This window comes from Mycobacterium sp. ITM-2016-00316 (assembly GCF_002968335.2).
In the GTDB taxonomy this organism is placed as follows: Bacteria; Actinomycetota; Actinomycetes; order Mycobacteriales; family Mycobacteriaceae; genus Mycobacterium.
Window position 1 is genome coordinate 5925210 of sequence record NZ_CP134398.1, and the last position, 13482, is coordinate 5938691.

15 protein-coding genes, 1 pseudogene and 1 riboswitch are annotated in these 13482 nt (G+C 64.3%); of the genes and pseudogenes, 6 read left to right on the forward strand and 10 right to left on the reverse strand.

What is annotated here, in order from left to right; translation table 11 throughout:
- Positions 1-191: 191 nt before the first annotated feature.
- On the reverse strand, positions 192-1034 hold the full coding sequence (locus tag C6A86_RS28845) for a bifunctional 5,10-methylenetetrahydrofolate dehydrogenase/5,10-methenyltetrahydrofolate cyclohydrolase (RefSeq protein WP_105362548.1): 843 nt from the start codon (positions 1032-1034) through the stop codon (positions 192-194).
- A 21-nt stretch (positions 1035-1055) separates the two neighbouring features.
- A riboswitch (ZMP/ZTP riboswitch) is annotated at positions 1056-1133 on the reverse strand.
- A gap of 238 nt (positions 1134-1371) precedes the next feature.
- On the opposite strand from C6A86_RS28845, the pseudogene C6A86_RS29245 reads away from it, so the two are divergent.
- The 3 genes and pseudogenes from C6A86_RS29245 to C6A86_RS28855 all read left to right on the forward strand — a co-directional run.
- Positions 1372-1509, forward strand: a pseudogene (locus tag C6A86_RS29245) (TetR family transcriptional regulator); the annotation flags it as partial.
- Between the two features lie 6 nt (positions 1510-1515).
- Positions 1516-2001 (forward strand): TetR/AcrR family transcriptional regulator, encoded by a 486-nt coding sequence (locus tag C6A86_RS28850; protein WP_396835452.1) that lies wholly within the window; start codon positions 1516-1518, stop codon positions 1999-2001.
- Complete coding sequence (locus C6A86_RS28855) at positions 1998-3248, forward strand: glycosyltransferase (protein ID WP_105362540.1); 1251 nt, start codon at positions 1998-2000, stop codon at positions 3246-3248. Before C6A86_RS28850 ends, C6A86_RS28855 begins: the two co-directional genes overlap by 4 nt.
- A 171-nt stretch (positions 3249-3419) precedes the next feature.
- Here the strand turns inward: C6A86_RS28855 and C6A86_RS28860 are convergent, their stop codons facing one another.
- Positions 3420-4127 (reverse strand): SDR family oxidoreductase, encoded by a 708-nt coding sequence (locus C6A86_RS28860; protein WP_233212938.1) that lies wholly within the window; start codon positions 4125-4127, stop codon positions 3420-3422.
- 204 nt (positions 4128-4331) lie between these two features.
- Between C6A86_RS28860 and C6A86_RS28865 the strand changes: the two genes are divergently transcribed.
- Entirely contained in the window at positions 4332-4682 is a 351-nt protein-coding gene (locus tag C6A86_RS28865; RefSeq protein WP_158263244.1) for an FAD-dependent oxidoreductase, read from the forward strand.
- Here C6A86_RS28865 and C6A86_RS28870 read toward each other — a convergent pair.
- Together C6A86_RS28870 and C6A86_RS28875 are read right to left on the reverse strand one after the other, a co-directional pair.
- The gene (locus C6A86_RS28870; RefSeq protein ID WP_233212936.1) at positions 4672-5082 is read right to left on the reverse strand and encodes a GNAT family N-acetyltransferase; all 411 of its coding nucleotides are present in this window, start codon (positions 5080-5082) and stop codon (positions 4672-4674) included. The two genes, C6A86_RS28865 and C6A86_RS28870, sit on opposite strands and share 11 nt — an antisense overlap.
- A gap of 165 nt (positions 5083-5247) precedes the next feature.
- Positions 5248-5805: a hypothetical protein gene (locus C6A86_RS28875; RefSeq protein WP_142406931.1), complete on the reverse strand. Its 558-nt coding sequence runs from the start codon at positions 5803-5805 to the stop codon at positions 5248-5250.
- Between the two features lie 213 nt (positions 5806-6018).
- On the opposite strand from C6A86_RS28875, the gene C6A86_RS28880 reads away from it, so the two are divergent.
- Together C6A86_RS28880 and C6A86_RS28885 are read left to right on the forward strand one after the other, a co-directional pair.
- The gene (locus C6A86_RS28880; protein WP_105362536.1) at positions 6019-6741 is read left to right on the forward strand and encodes a class I SAM-dependent methyltransferase; all 723 of its coding nucleotides are present in this window, start codon (positions 6019-6021) and stop codon (positions 6739-6741) included.
- The gene (locus tag C6A86_RS28885; protein WP_311100971.1) at positions 6738-7994 is read left to right on the forward strand and encodes an HAD-IA family hydrolase; all 1257 of its coding nucleotides are present in this window, start codon (positions 6738-6740) and stop codon (positions 7992-7994) included. Before C6A86_RS28880 ends, C6A86_RS28885 begins: the two co-directional genes overlap by 4 nt.
- A 206-nt stretch (positions 7995-8200) precedes the next feature.
- Here C6A86_RS28885 and dnaB read toward each other — a convergent pair whose 3' ends face one another.
- From dnaB to C6A86_RS28915, 6 genes are all read right to left on the reverse strand, one after another.
- Entirely contained in the window at positions 8201-9586 is a 1386-nt protein-coding gene (gene dnaB, locus C6A86_RS28890) for a replicative DNA helicase (protein WP_105361500.1), read from the reverse strand.
- Between the two features lie 483 nt (positions 9587-10069).
- Positions 10070-10525 (reverse strand): 50S ribosomal protein L9, encoded by a 456-nt coding sequence (rplI, locus tag C6A86_RS28895; RefSeq protein ID WP_105361501.1) that lies wholly within the window; start codon positions 10523-10525, stop codon positions 10070-10072.
- A gap of 14 nt (positions 10526-10539) precedes the next feature.
- Positions 10540-10800, reverse strand: a complete 261-nt coding sequence (gene rpsR / locus C6A86_RS28900) for a 30S ribosomal protein S18 (protein WP_057169210.1) — start codon at positions 10798-10800, stop codon at positions 10540-10542.
- 38 nt (positions 10801-10838) lie between these two features.
- Positions 10839-11369: a single-stranded DNA-binding protein gene (locus C6A86_RS28905; RefSeq protein WP_105361502.1), complete on the reverse strand. Its 531-nt coding sequence runs from the start codon at positions 11367-11369 to the stop codon at positions 10839-10841.
- A 102-nt stretch (positions 11370-11471) separates the two neighbouring features.
- Positions 11472-11762: a 30S ribosomal protein S6 gene (gene rpsF / locus C6A86_RS28910; RefSeq protein WP_057169208.1), complete on the reverse strand. Its 291-nt coding sequence runs from the start codon at positions 11760-11762 to the stop codon at positions 11472-11474.
- A 135-nt stretch (positions 11763-11897) separates the two neighbouring features.
- Positions 11898-13451 (reverse strand): glycosyltransferase family 87 protein, encoded by a 1554-nt coding sequence (locus tag C6A86_RS28915; RefSeq protein WP_105361463.1) that lies wholly within the window; start codon positions 13449-13451, stop codon positions 11898-11900.
- Between the last annotated feature and the right edge of the window lie 31 nt (positions 13452-13482).

Here is a 13482-nt window from a genome sequence, read left to right on the forward strand (position 1 = left end):
GCGTCCATTGTTTTGGAAGCGCCACTTGTCTTCGCGCCGCACTGAGCGTCCCCTTCCAAACCCACGGCTTTTTTTAGTCACGTGAGGCGAGCTCCACGACGAGACGCCTCCGAATTTGATTTGACTGCAACAACTCTCATGACTCTCGTCCGCTACGGCGGAGCTGGCACTCGATTCCCGAGTGGTGCCACTCAGAGCGACGCCACTTCGGCTGCCGTGACGGTCTGCCGAAGAAGCACAGCGATCGTTGTCGGTCCCACACCACCCGGCACAGGAGTGATGAGCCGGGCCCGCTCGGCGGTCTCGGCGTATTGGACATCACCGATGTTGCCGGGGTTGTAGCCGGCGTCGATGACCACCGCGCCGGGTTTGATCCACCTTCCCTTGATCAGTTCGGGTCTGCCGACCGCGGCGACGACGACGTCCGCCTCAGCCACGATCTGATCGAGATCGACAGTTTTAGAGTGGCAGTATGTGACCGTGGCATCGCGGGCGAGCAGCAACATCCCCACCGGCTTACCGAGAATGGAGCTACGTCCCACGACAACAGCGCGCAAACCCGCTGCATCGACCTCGTAAGCATCCAGCAGCTCCATGATCCCACCTGGGGTGCAGGAATGAAACCCATTGCCGCCCAGTGCCATGGCGGCGAAAGATGCCTGAGTCACCCCATCGACATCCTTACCGGGAGCAATTGCTTCAAAGACGGCACGTTCGTCAAGGTGGGCGGGCATTGGATGCTGGACGAGAATCCCGTCTACACCGGGGTCCTCCGACAGCGCGCGCACGAGCGCCACGGCCTCGCTCGTCGTCGTTGACGCCGAGAGGTGACGGCTGCGAGAGTCCAGTCCTGTTGTGCGGCAGCGATTGGTTTTCATCCGGACGTAGGTTCGCGAGGCGGGGTCATCTCCGACCAGGACTGTAGCCAGACACGGCCTGCGCCCCAGAACTGTAGCGATGTCGGATGCTCGTTGATGCGTCTGCGCCAAGATCGTGTTGGCGACGCGGGCGCCGTCGATGATTGTTGCGGGCATGGTCGTGCTCCTCAATCATGAGAGGAGCACCCAGGCGGTCGATGCTTCCGAACTGTTGCTTCCCGGTGGTGTCCCACCTGCGCCAGTCGCCAGTTCACACTCTACCGGCGGGGAGTGCCGTTGATGGCCTCGTGGAGGGTGCGCTGAAGGCGATTTGCCAATGTGGGATGGTCACCGCGCCTAGGTCCACGGGCTTGACCAGGACAATAGCTGCGGCTTCCCCCTCATGAGTGCTGTGACTTCCGAGCGTCCGCGCACCACGGTACTTTTATTGATCAGTTGATCTGTTTTTAGATCACACCTTCTAAAGAGCGGCAGATCCACTTACGGTCGGGGCATGTCGTCCACCCAGGCTCCGCAAGAGTCCTTCATCCGATCGGCACGCAAGGCCCAGATCGTGGCTGCTGCGATCGATGTGATCGCTGAGGTAGGTTTCGCCGAGACGTCGATCCGAAAGATCGCCGATAGGGTAGGAATCGCCATGAGCGCGGTGCTCTACCATTTCGGCACCAAGGACAATCTCGTCGACGCGATCGTCGAGCACATGTACCGCACGATGATCGCCCGGGTCGCCCCTGCAATCGACGCAGAGCGCACCGCCACAGGCAAGTTGCACGCCTACATTCGTTCCAGCATCGGCTATTTCGGTACGCATCGCACCGCCCTGAAGGCGCTGGCCTCGCTGGGCACGACCTACGTCCCCTCCGACGGGCGCCGATTCGAAGAGCTCGGACTGAGCCCCGACATCGCCGAGCAGCTCGCTGTACTCGACCCCCACCCGATTCTGGCTGGCGGCCAACGCGACGGTGAGTTCGGCGACTTCCCGCTGCAGTCCACCGCGATCGCACTGCGCGGAGCCGTCAATGGAGTCGTCGAGACAGTGCTGCGCGAACCCGGCTACAACGCAGGCCGCTACGCCGAGGACCTGATTGACATCTTTGTTCGCATCGTCAGCGGAGCGCGATGAGCACCGTGGCGATTGCGGCGGTCGGCAGCCGCGGTGACGTCGCCCCGCTGGCCGGTCTGGGCGCTGCACTTCAGCAGGCCGGGCACCGGGTCACAATCGCCGCCTACACACCGTTCGCCGACCTGATCATCGGCGCCGGCTGCGAGTTTCGGGAACTGCCGGCCGATTTCACGCCAGGCACCGACCACGCGGAGGCCAGCTCGAAAGAACTGTTCGCCGCGATGTTTGCCCCGTCCGGGCAACGCGACACCGGGCAAATGATCATCGACGCGCTCGGTGAGGTACCGGCCGACATCCTGTTGCTGCCGCCGCTGGCCGAACTGGCCGGCCATCCCCTGGCAGAAGCACAAGGGATCCCCTCGGTCGGGGTCCGGATGCAACCCATCTCGCCGACCGCCGATTATCCCCCGAGCCTGCTGGGCGCCTGGTCGCTCGGTGGGTTTGGTAACCGGATGGCCGCCGGGGCCACCGCGTGGGCCATCGATCGTCTCTACGGTGGCGTCGTCGCGCACTGTAGGCGCGAACTCGGACTGCCGAGAGCCTCTGCACGGGCACTTCGGCGTCGACGCACGGCTGCGGACTGGCCGATCCTGCACGCCTACTCACCCAACGTAGTGTCTCGCCCCGTGGACTGGCGGACTGGCTTGCAAGTCACCGGGTATTGGTGGCCACCAACTCCTGTCCAATGGCAGCCCCCACAGGTCCTCGGTGAGTTCCTGGCCGCAGGCCCCGCGCCGGTGTTCATCGGGCTGGGCAGCACCGTCGTCACCGCCGCACGCGCCGAGCAGCTCGCCGAGATCATCGCCGCGGGGCTGCGGCAGGCCGGTGTGCGCGGCATCGTCCAATCCGGTTGGGCCGGAATCGACGTCACCGGAGAGAACATCCTCACCATCCGCGACACACCGCACGAGTGGCTGTTCCCACAGATGGCCGCCATCGCACACCACTGCGGCGCCGGCACCACAGCCGCAGCCCTACGCGCAGGCATCCCCAGCATCCCGCTGCCCGGACCCGCGGGCGATCAGCCTTTCTGGGCGCAGCGTCTGCACTCGCTCGGCGTGGCCATCACACCCCTTCCCCAGCGCCGGCTGACCGCGCATCGCCTCGCCGCAGCCATCCGCACCACACTCGATGACGCCGACCTGCGGGAAACCACACAGCGACTGGCGTCCCGCGTCGCTGGTGAGGACGGCACCGCCGCAGCTGTTACCGCTATTGAGCAACTCCTGTACTCATCCCATCGCTGAGGAACAACCACGACCGCAGAAGACCTCATGGGCAACGCTTTGCTGGCCGGGGCGATCGCCTGGCCGGCGCATCCATCAGCGCCAGGGACGGCGCTGCCAAATCCATACTGCCGCCAACGGTTCACCTGAGTAGGCGGTGATGGCGAGTCGGCGCCTACACCACCGCTGGCGTCATACTAAGTAGTCGGCGCCGCCAACGTAGGTCGTGTCGGGGGCACCAGGCTGCAGGGCCGCGCGGGCAATCACGGTGGCGAACTCCTCGACTGTGGGCAACGGGGCGTGGTCACGGCGGGCCTCGACAGCGGCGGGATCCTTGCGGTGCAGCAGCCGCACGATGATGGTGCCGTCGATCATGTCCCCGGAGACGACCTTGAGTTCGATTCCACGTTCGCTCAGCGTGGATCTGGCGGCCCGCAGCGCATCTTCGCCGGCACGTTTACTCGCCGCGATGGGTTCGTAGCCCTCGGGCACCGGCTTGCCAGGATAGAAATGCGCTTGATGGCTGGTGACGAAGACGATCCGAGACCTTCGCGGCATGAGCGGCAGAGCCAGCTCAACGAGGCGCAGTTGCGCATCGTGATTCAGCTGCATCGCATAACTCGGGTCGGCGCCGCGCTCCAAACCACCAGAGGCATTGAGCACCAGCACATCCAGCGCACCGAACCGCTCCCTGATATCTGCCAGTAACGCCTGCACCTGCGCTTCATCGCAGACGTCGGCACCGGCAGCCGACGCCTGCCCCCCGGCCGCACAGATCTCCTCGACCACCGTGTTCGCCCGCTTTGCCTTCTCGCGGTAGTTGACCACCACATGCACACCGCCGGTACCGAGGAACCGGGCCACCTGCGCACCGATACCGCGGGACGCGCCGGTGACCAACGCCACCCGCTGCTCAGGTCCGTTCCGCCCGTCGGCACCAGACCCGGCTTCACCAGCTTCCTCACCTTGACCAATCATCACCAACCCCTAGTCATCACAGCGACCACCTTTCTTAGACTTTGCTTAATTTACGCTTACTTTTCTTATTCTGGTGTTAGCGTCATCGCCATCGCTCAGCTCGACACGCGGGGAGGCGTGCACGATATGACGGAATACTCTGTTGTCCTCGGGGCCGGCATTGCCGGATTGCTGGCCGCCGCCGCACTTGCCGACGCCGGCCACCGCGTCTCGATCATCGAACGAGACCGGCTGCCCGAGAACGCCTCTGCGCGGCGCGGTATACCGCAGGGCGCGCATCTGCACAGCCTGCTCGCTAAAGGCTGGCAGACCATGGAGGAACTCGTCCCGGGCCTGATCAGCGATGTGGTTGCCTCCGGCGCCCACGTCCTCGACGATGCGCGACTGGGTGCGCGGATGCACATCCAGAACGGCCCGTACGCGTTGAACCGCACGACCCGGTCTCCGATCCTGCGGCACTGGCCACCTACCAAGTGACACGCCACCGGCACAACACCTGCGCCGCCTGCGTGCACAAGCCTCTTCCCCGGGCGGCCGGGGCCATCCAGTACGCCAGCCCCGCCGACCCGTCATGCAGTTTGACGCTACCTAGCGTCACCCGGCCCAGCAGGGTGCCGGTCTGCTGCTCGGCTACCGCCCAGCTGAGCTCCGACTCGGCGGCCCATCCGCGTTGCCGAGCGGTGATCCACTCCGCGGCTTCTTCTACTGAATCCGCACGTCGCACGTGCCAACGCTGGATTTCGGGATCGGCGAACGCCTCCATGACCGCGCCAGCATCGTCGAGCTTCCACGGCCGCAACACCACACCCTGCTCTACTGCAATCTCGGGCTGGTCAGATCCGGCGAACAATCCCGACGCCATCGCAGGAGAGATCAAACGCGGCACCCTCACATCATCGACCACAGCCGCGGCCTGGTAGTCGTTCCAAGCCACCTGGGCCGCACATTCTGCTGCCTCGCACGCACGGCTACATTCCTGACGATTTCATAGCGATCGGCGCATAGCGACGCGTTTACCCTCGGATGCCCTGCAGGGCCCGATCTAGTCGATCACTGCGCTCTGGGTGTGCCATTCGCCAAAAGCCGTACGCCATCGAACTTGAACGTCAAACTCGGACGATTCGGGGACGGCGTTCCCGCTGTCGCGACTCTGCTTCGTCATCGCGGCTGAAGCGCCGAGTCGTTGCCGGATAGACAGGTTTACGTAGCACGGCAGTCCCGACGACGAAGACAGCCGCTCGGCGCTGAACGGCGGAACTGTCTCAGCGGTGCAAACGACTTTGTCGGATAGCGTGACAGTCACGTCGTAGGCGGTGGCGTCACCGACATTGGCCAGGTAGGCGTGGCGCGGGTCGATGTCCCAGCGGCCGGCCTGCCATTGTGCACGACATTCAGACGGGGACGCTGACACTGTCAGTTCGCGTTTGCGCTTCGCCCACCATCGACAGCTCAGCGCGAAGATGACCGCTGTGTAGACCGCCGCGAGGGCAACTAGCGGAGCCACTACGAGTGACGGTAGCGGCCACCAAGGAGCAAGCAGCAATAGAGGTCCCACCGCCAGAAGCAGCAATACCGATGCGCCGACCTTCGGTGCGCCCACATCGGGATCCTATGTGCTGAAGATGACCAGCAACAGTGCCGCCGCGCTTTGCCTGTCAGCGCGAAGAGCTGCTGGTTGCCCCCACCCCCACAAAAGACCCTAACTGTCTTCCGCGCTGCCGAACGCGGTCATTGTTCCGGGTCGGCACGAACCCAACGACTTCCGCGGTCACTGGTGTTTCGATGACGTGTCGCCCTGTTCGATAATGGCTTGATGACCGAAGCCGTGGGAAAGCGTCCCCAGTACGAGGTCTTCGCAGACGAGTACCTCGAGCACGCTCAAGCTGGCCTCTTCAACGCACACTACGACCGACCCGCCTGCCTGGGCCTGCTCGGCGATGTCGCAGGCACGACGATCCTGGACGCGGCGTGCGGGCCAGGGCTCTACGCCGGCGAGCTGACCGCCCGACGGGCGCGGGTGATCGGTTTCGACCAGAGCCCTCGCATGGTCGCACTGGCCCAGCAACGCGTACCTACAGGCACTTTCAGAACCCACGACCTCGCCGTACCCCTCGACTGGCTCGACGACCACACCTTCGACTACGTGCTCTTCGCGCTGGCCTGGGAGTACGTCGATGACAGAGTGGCCGCACTACGCGAGTTCCGTCGCGTACTTCGCCCCGGCGGGGCGCTCGTCCTATCGCGGTTGCACCCCACCGGAGACTGGCTTCGCCACGGCGGCAACTACTTCCAACCACGCATAATCGACGAAATCTGGAGCCGTGGGTGGCAGGTGCGGTACTGGCTTACACCACTGGAGCAGACGTGCGAAGAACTTTTCCAGGCTGGGTTCCTCATCGAGCGACTAGTCGAACCACGCCCTGCTCCGGCCGCGGCCGACATTGACCAAGACAAGTACGACTGCCTACACCGCGAACCCACCGGGTTTCTCGCCATTCGTGCGATACCGGATCCCCGCCTCACCACACCCTCATGACCCCCAACCACATTCCGTGCGAAGCGGATCGACACGACGCGAGCGGCGTGAGGCTGCCAGAAGGCGTCCGCGCGCTCGTCTTCGACGTCGGCGAGACGCTCGTGGATGAATCACGCATGTGGACCGAGCACGCGCAGCACGCCGGCGTCACACCCTTTACGTTGATGGGTGTCATAGGTGCATTGATCGAGCGTGGTGAAGACCATCGATCGGCATGGCCCATGCTGCGAGTCGAGCCCCCTTCAACACATCTCGCGATCACCACCGCTGACCTCTATCCTGATGCGCTGGACTGCCTGCGCGCAGCCAGAAGCGCTGGATTCATCGTCGGGATCGCCGGCAACCAACCCCGTGGCGTTGCCAACACACTCGAAGGGCTCGGGGTCGTGGCCGACTTCGTTGCCTCATCAGCAGACTGGGGTGTTGCGAAACCCTCACCGCAGTTCTTCGAGAAGGTGATCAGCGCCGCGCAGCTCTCGCCGCACGAGATCATGTACGTCGGCGACCGCCTCGACAACGACATTATTCCCGCCCACGGCGCCAACCTGCGCACAGCGCTGGTTCGCCGAGGACCCTGGGGCTACCTGCACGCCACGCGGCCCCAGTCCAAAGTGGCCGATCTGCACCTTGACTCGCTGAGTGAGCTGACGACCGCTATCACCGGCGACGCTCTGGACCTCTACACCGCGAACACATTCACGACCACATCGAACGCCAGTCCTTCCCGGCCCGGATGGGCGGACGAGGCTATTGCAGTCGTCGACGCGGATCCCGAATGGCAATCGCAAGGCGAGCGCTTACGCCACACTGTCGAGGTACTTCTCGCGCCATGGCTGACGGCTCGTATCGAGCACGTCGGCTCAACAGCGGTCCCCGACCTCCCGGCCAAACCCATCATCGACCTGCAAGCCGCCGTGGCCGAGCTAGACGAAGCAGATTCGATGGCTGCGGTTCTTGGCCCGCATGACTGGCATTACGTTGCACCGCTCCTCGACCAACGGCCCTGGCGTCGGCTGTTCGTGAAGGTAGTCGGCGGCCGGCGCATCGCGCACCTGCACGTCATGACAGCCGGTACCCCGCGTTGCCACCAGCAGATTGCGTTTCGCGATGCTCTGCGCGCGGACTCGACCCTGACAGCGGACTACGCCGCACTCAAACACGTTCTTGCTCAACGCCATAGCGACGATCGCGAGGCCTACAGCGCAGCCAAGGGATCATTCATTCAAGCAGTTCTCAGCCCAGAAACCCACTAGGCCCAGCACCGTTCAAAGGAGATCTCGCCAACCCGGCACCGGTCAGCTGACCTTCGCCCAGCTCAGCCAACTTGCGCCAAGCGCCCGCTCCATCATTAAGAATCGAGTGGCAAACATACAATGTCTGAATGTCCAATTCGAACTTCATGGACATTCGCAACGAGAATTCGGCATCAAGTTTGAGAATCAGCAGCGGCAGTTTCGGACTACCGCGCCATATTGGTAAAGCGCGACAAGTGCAATTGGTGAGCCACGGTGATATTCGCAGTAGGGCCATTTCTGTGCTTACCAAGAATAATGTCTGCTTCACCGCCACGAGGGTCTTCGCGATCGAAGGCATCGGGGCGATGTAAAAGCATCACCATGTCCGCATCCTGTTCCAAGCTGCCAGATTCACGCAGGTCAGAGACCTGTGGGCGCTTATCAGTGCGCTGTTCCGGGCCTCGGTTGAGCTGGCTGATTGCCACCACTGGAACATGCAATTCTTTTGCCATCAATTTAAGACTACGCGAGAAGTCCGACACTTCCTGCTGGCGCGAATCGTATTTTTTACCGGAGCTCATCAGCTGCAGGTAATCGACGACAATCAACTGAAGATCTGCCTTTTTCTTCAGGCGTCGCGCCTTGGCTCGGATCTCCATCATGGTCAGGTTCGGCGAGTCATCGATATAGAGCGGCGCCTCGCTGATCTCACTCATCCGCCGGGCCAGCCGGGTCCAGTCGTCATCATTCATGCGCCCGGACCGCATATCGCCGAGCTTGATGTTGGCCTCAGCCGACAGCAGGCGCATCACGATCTCGGACTTGCTCATTTCCAGGGAGAAGATGACGCTGGCTTGCCGGTGCTTGATGGAACAGGACCGCATAAAATCTAGTCCCAGAGTCGATTTACCCACGCCGGGCCTGGCCGCGATGATGATCATCTGCCCGCCGTGCAGGCCGTTGGTGATCTCATCGAGGTCGACGAACCCGGTCGGGATTCCGCGCGAGATACCCCCGGAGGACGCGATGGCGTCGATCTCGTCCATGGTGGGCTGCAGCAGGTCTTCCAGGGCCACGAAGTCCTCGGACTGCCGCCGGTCGGCGACGTCATAGATCTCGGACTGGGCACGGTCCACGATGTCGTGCACATCGGCCCCGTCGGCGCCGGCGTAGCCGTACTGCACGACGCGTGTGCCGGCCTCCACGAGGCGGCGCAGCAGCGCCTTCTCGGCCACGATGGTGGCGTAGTAACCGGCGTTGGCCGCGGTCGGCACGGTGGAGATCAGCGTGTGCAGATAGGGGGCCCCACCGACGCGGCGCAGGAGCCCGCGCCGGTCGAGGTCGGAGGCGACGGTGACGGCGTCGGCCGGCTCACCGCGGTCGTAGAGATCCAGAATCGTCTCGGCGACATCCTGGTGGGCGGGCCGGTAGAAGTCGCTGGGCCGCATCTTCTCCAGGACGTCGGCGATCGCGTCCTTGGACAGCAGCATGCCGCCCAGTACGGCCTGTTCGGCCGCCATGTCCTGCGGGGGCTGGCGCCCGATGTCCTCGCGGGGCGGCTCATCGATTCCCGGGTCACCACCACGACTGAAATCGTCTACGACAGCCACTGAGCGTCCCACCTCCCCCTCCGAAACTCATCGCACATACATTCGATGCCACCTGCGCGCGACAATAACGAACGCCCCCGACAAGTAGCGCGGAGGTGGTCGCGACGGCAAACGTAAGGCTTTGCTGAGTCGCGTGCAACCGGGCCCTGTTAGCGAACCTGTGGATGGCGTGTGCACAGCTTCGGTCAGCGGTGTTGACGGGTTGTGGACAACCTGTGCACAAACTTCCGACTTCAGCGGCCCGCTCCAGGTAGAGGCAGATTTTCTTCGATGTGACGCTGTGGACACTAACTGCCACGGCGTGTCGGGTTAGGTTGCACTTCCGGGCGTGTTGGATTGCGTCGAGAAGCCGAACAGGTTAACAGCCGGGTTGTGTTGCTGTATGTGGATTACGGAGACCAGTTCGCTGGGTCCGCCCTGAGAACGCAGCAACGCCCGGGTGGGAAGCGATGAGCTTCCGACCCGGGCGTTTGAGGACTGCTCTTACTCCGCAGTGACGTTCAGCGAGACCGCGGCGGTGACGCCGGGGTGCAGCTTGACGCCGATCTGGTAGGTGCCGGTGGCCTTGATATGGGCCTTCGGCAGCTCCACGGTGCGCTTGTCGAGGTTCGGTCCGCCGGCCTTCTTGATGGCGGTGACGACCGAGGTCGGGGTGACCGAGCCGAACAGCTTGCCGCCGTCGGATGCGGCCCGCACGGGCAGCGTGACGGCGCCCAGGGACTCCAGGGCGTTCTTCAGTTCGTTGGCGTGCTCGACGCCCCGAACTTCCTTGATCTCGCGGGCACGGCGGATCTCTTCGGCCTGGCGCTCGGCGCCACGGCTGGCAGCGATCGCCAGCCCACGGGGCAGCAGGTAGTTACGGCCGTAACCGTCCTTCACCTCGACCGAATCGCCGGCGATACCCAGGTGTTCCACCTCAGCGGTGAGAATCAGCTTCATGATGTGTCTCTCCCCTACCGCGTCGACGAACCGAACGGCAGCAGAGCCACCTCGCGGGCATTCTTGACCGCGACGGCGACGTCGCGCTGGTGCTGGACACAGTTACCGGTCACCCGACGGGCACGGATCTTGCCGCGCTCGCTGATGTAGGTCCGGAGCAGTCCGGTGTCCTTGTAATCGATGATCTGGTTCTTGCCCTTCTTCGAGCAGAACACGCACTTGCGGGTCTTGACCGGCTTTTCCGGTGCCGGCCGCCGCTTGTTGGTCTTGGCCATGGGTCAATCTCTTTCTTGAAAACTGCTGAAAATACTTGTCAGAAGGGCGGTTCGTCGTCGCTGCCGCTGTAGGAACCGGCCGCCGGGGCGCTGCCCCACGGATCGTCCTTGGGCTGCTGTTCGGAACCGCCGCCGCGTGGCGCACCACCGCCGCTGTTACCACCGCCACCGCCGCCGAACCCACCGCCGCCGCCACCGCCACCACGGCTGGCCTTGTTGACCTTGGCCGTGGCGTAGCGGAGCGAGGGGCCGATCTCGTCGACCTCGAGCTCGACAACGGTGCGCTTCTCACCCTCGCGGGTTTCGAAGGACCGCTGCTTGAGCCGACCGGACACGATCACCCGCGAACCGCGGGTGAGGCTCTCGGCCACGTTCTCGGCCGCCTCACGCCAGATGTTGCAGCGGAGGAACAGCGCTTCGCCGTCCTTCCACTCATTGGTCTGGCGGTCGAACGTCCGCGGCGTGGAGGCCACGGTGAAGTTCGCGACCGCGGCACCGGACGGCGTGAAACGCAGTTCCGGGTCAGCGGTCAGGTTTCCGATAACAGTGATGACGGTGTCACCAGCCACGAGATCCTCCTGGGCGTGTAGTCAAAGCGGCGTATGCGTACAAGTGCAGTCGCAGGCGAGCCTACGGACTTGCACCGACGTACACAGTGGTGTCGCGTCGACTCAGTGCTTGTCGGTCCGCATCACCTTGGTGCGCAGCACCGACTCGTTCAGATTGAGCTGGCGATCCAGCTCGGAGACGGTCGCGGGCTCAGCCTTCAGATCGACGACGGCGTAAATGCCCTCGGCGTGCTTGGCGATCTCGTAGGCCAGCCGGCGGCGGCCCCAGATATCAACCTTGTCGACACTGCCACCGTCCTTGCGGATGACGTTCAGGAACGTCTCCAGCGAGGGAGCTACGGTGCGCTCGTCAAGAGTGGGGTCAAGGATGACCATGACTTCGTATGGACGCATAAGGAACCCATCACCTCCTATGGTCGTTGCGGCCACGGCGTGTTCCGTGGCAGGAGGGTCGCCTGCGTCGGCAACCGGCCCAGACTACTGGAACGGGTGCTGATCTGCGAAATCGTCCCGGCGATCGGCTCACGATCAGCGGTGTGTCGGGTACGAATCCGGATTCTCGGCGGGAAGTAGCGGCGCCGGGGCAGGCCGCAGCCACGGCGGCAGCCGGCGCGGCGGGTTGTCCGGGGCGCGGTCGAACACCCCGCCGGACGGGTCATCGATGGCACCGTGATGGCGCACCAGGTCCAGCTCGGGCCTGCGGATCTGGCGGATCACCAGCACGATCAGCACCACCACCGCGATATCGCGCAACAGCACGGTGGCGGTGAACCACTGCTCGGGCAGCCCGCGGTTCTGCTCGCCGTACAGATAGAGCATCCGCGGCACCCAGACCAGCGCGTCGATCGTCATCCAGGCCAACAGGATTCGGCGGTGGGGCAGTGCCAGCACGGCCAGCGGCACCAGCCACAGCGAGAACTGCGGGCTCCACACCTTGTTGGTCAGCAGGAACGCGGCCACCACCAGGAACGCCAACTGAGCCAGCCGCGGGCGCTGGGCGGCCGTCAGCGCCAGATAGCCGATCCCCGCGCAGCACAGTCCGAACAGCACCGCGGTGACCGCGTTGGTGACCGTCGGCGGCTCCCAGAACCCCAGCCCCGGGTCGAAGCCCTGCCAGCCGGTGAACGACTTCACCACGTTGTAGATGGAGTCCATATCGTCACCGCGGCGGGTGTTGAGCCGGAAGAACTCCGACCATCCCCGCGGGAACAGCACCAGCACAGGCAGATTGACCGCCACCCAGGCAAGGACCGCGGCGACCGTCGTGCGAGTGAACTCCCGCATCCGCCCGGTCCGCAGGCACAGCACCAGCAACGGCCCGAGCAGCAGCAGCGGATAGAGCTTGAGCGCCACCCCGATTCCGATCAGCGCCCCGGCCAGCACGGGTCTGCGGCGCGACCAGGCCAGCAGCGCGCCCGTCGCGCAGGCCACCGCCAACGCGTCGAAGTTGGTGAAGATCTGGAAGATCAGCAGCGGGGACGCCGCCACCAGCGCGGCATCCCAGATGCGCCGGCCGGCCAGCAGTGCGGTCGCCCAGACCGTCAGCAGCCAGGCCAACGCCAGCCCGAACGCGGAGATGTTGAAGAACATCACCACCTCGGCCACCAACGGCACCGACACCAGCGTCGTCAGCGCCGAATAGGTTTTCGCCAGCGACATCGACAGGTACTGGTAGATGCCGGTCAGGACCGGATACTCCATGTAGCGGACGGGCGGGCTGCCGTCGAACACGACGTGCGGGTTGCCGTCGCCGTCCTTCTCGATCCAGCTGGACTTGTACGGAAACTTGCCCTGGTTCAACAGTTCCGCGGTGTACAGCGGGACCGTGTCCGAGTAGCACAGCGAGTAGTAGGCGCGCTGGTTCTCCCAGTTGGCGACGCGCTGCGCGGCGGTGCCGGTATCGGTGGACTGCAGGCAGGCCGCCTTGGTGGAGTAACCCAGCGCCAGGAAGATGACGCCGATCAACAGCATCACCCGCAGCGGTGTCCAGAATCGGGAACGCCCGATCATGGCGTGGCGACCGACCGGGCCGCCGACGGTGGCAGCGAGCGCCGAGCCGATCGCGTCATTGCGGCTGGGCATGTCCCGGCCGTCGGCACTGCGCCGGTCACCC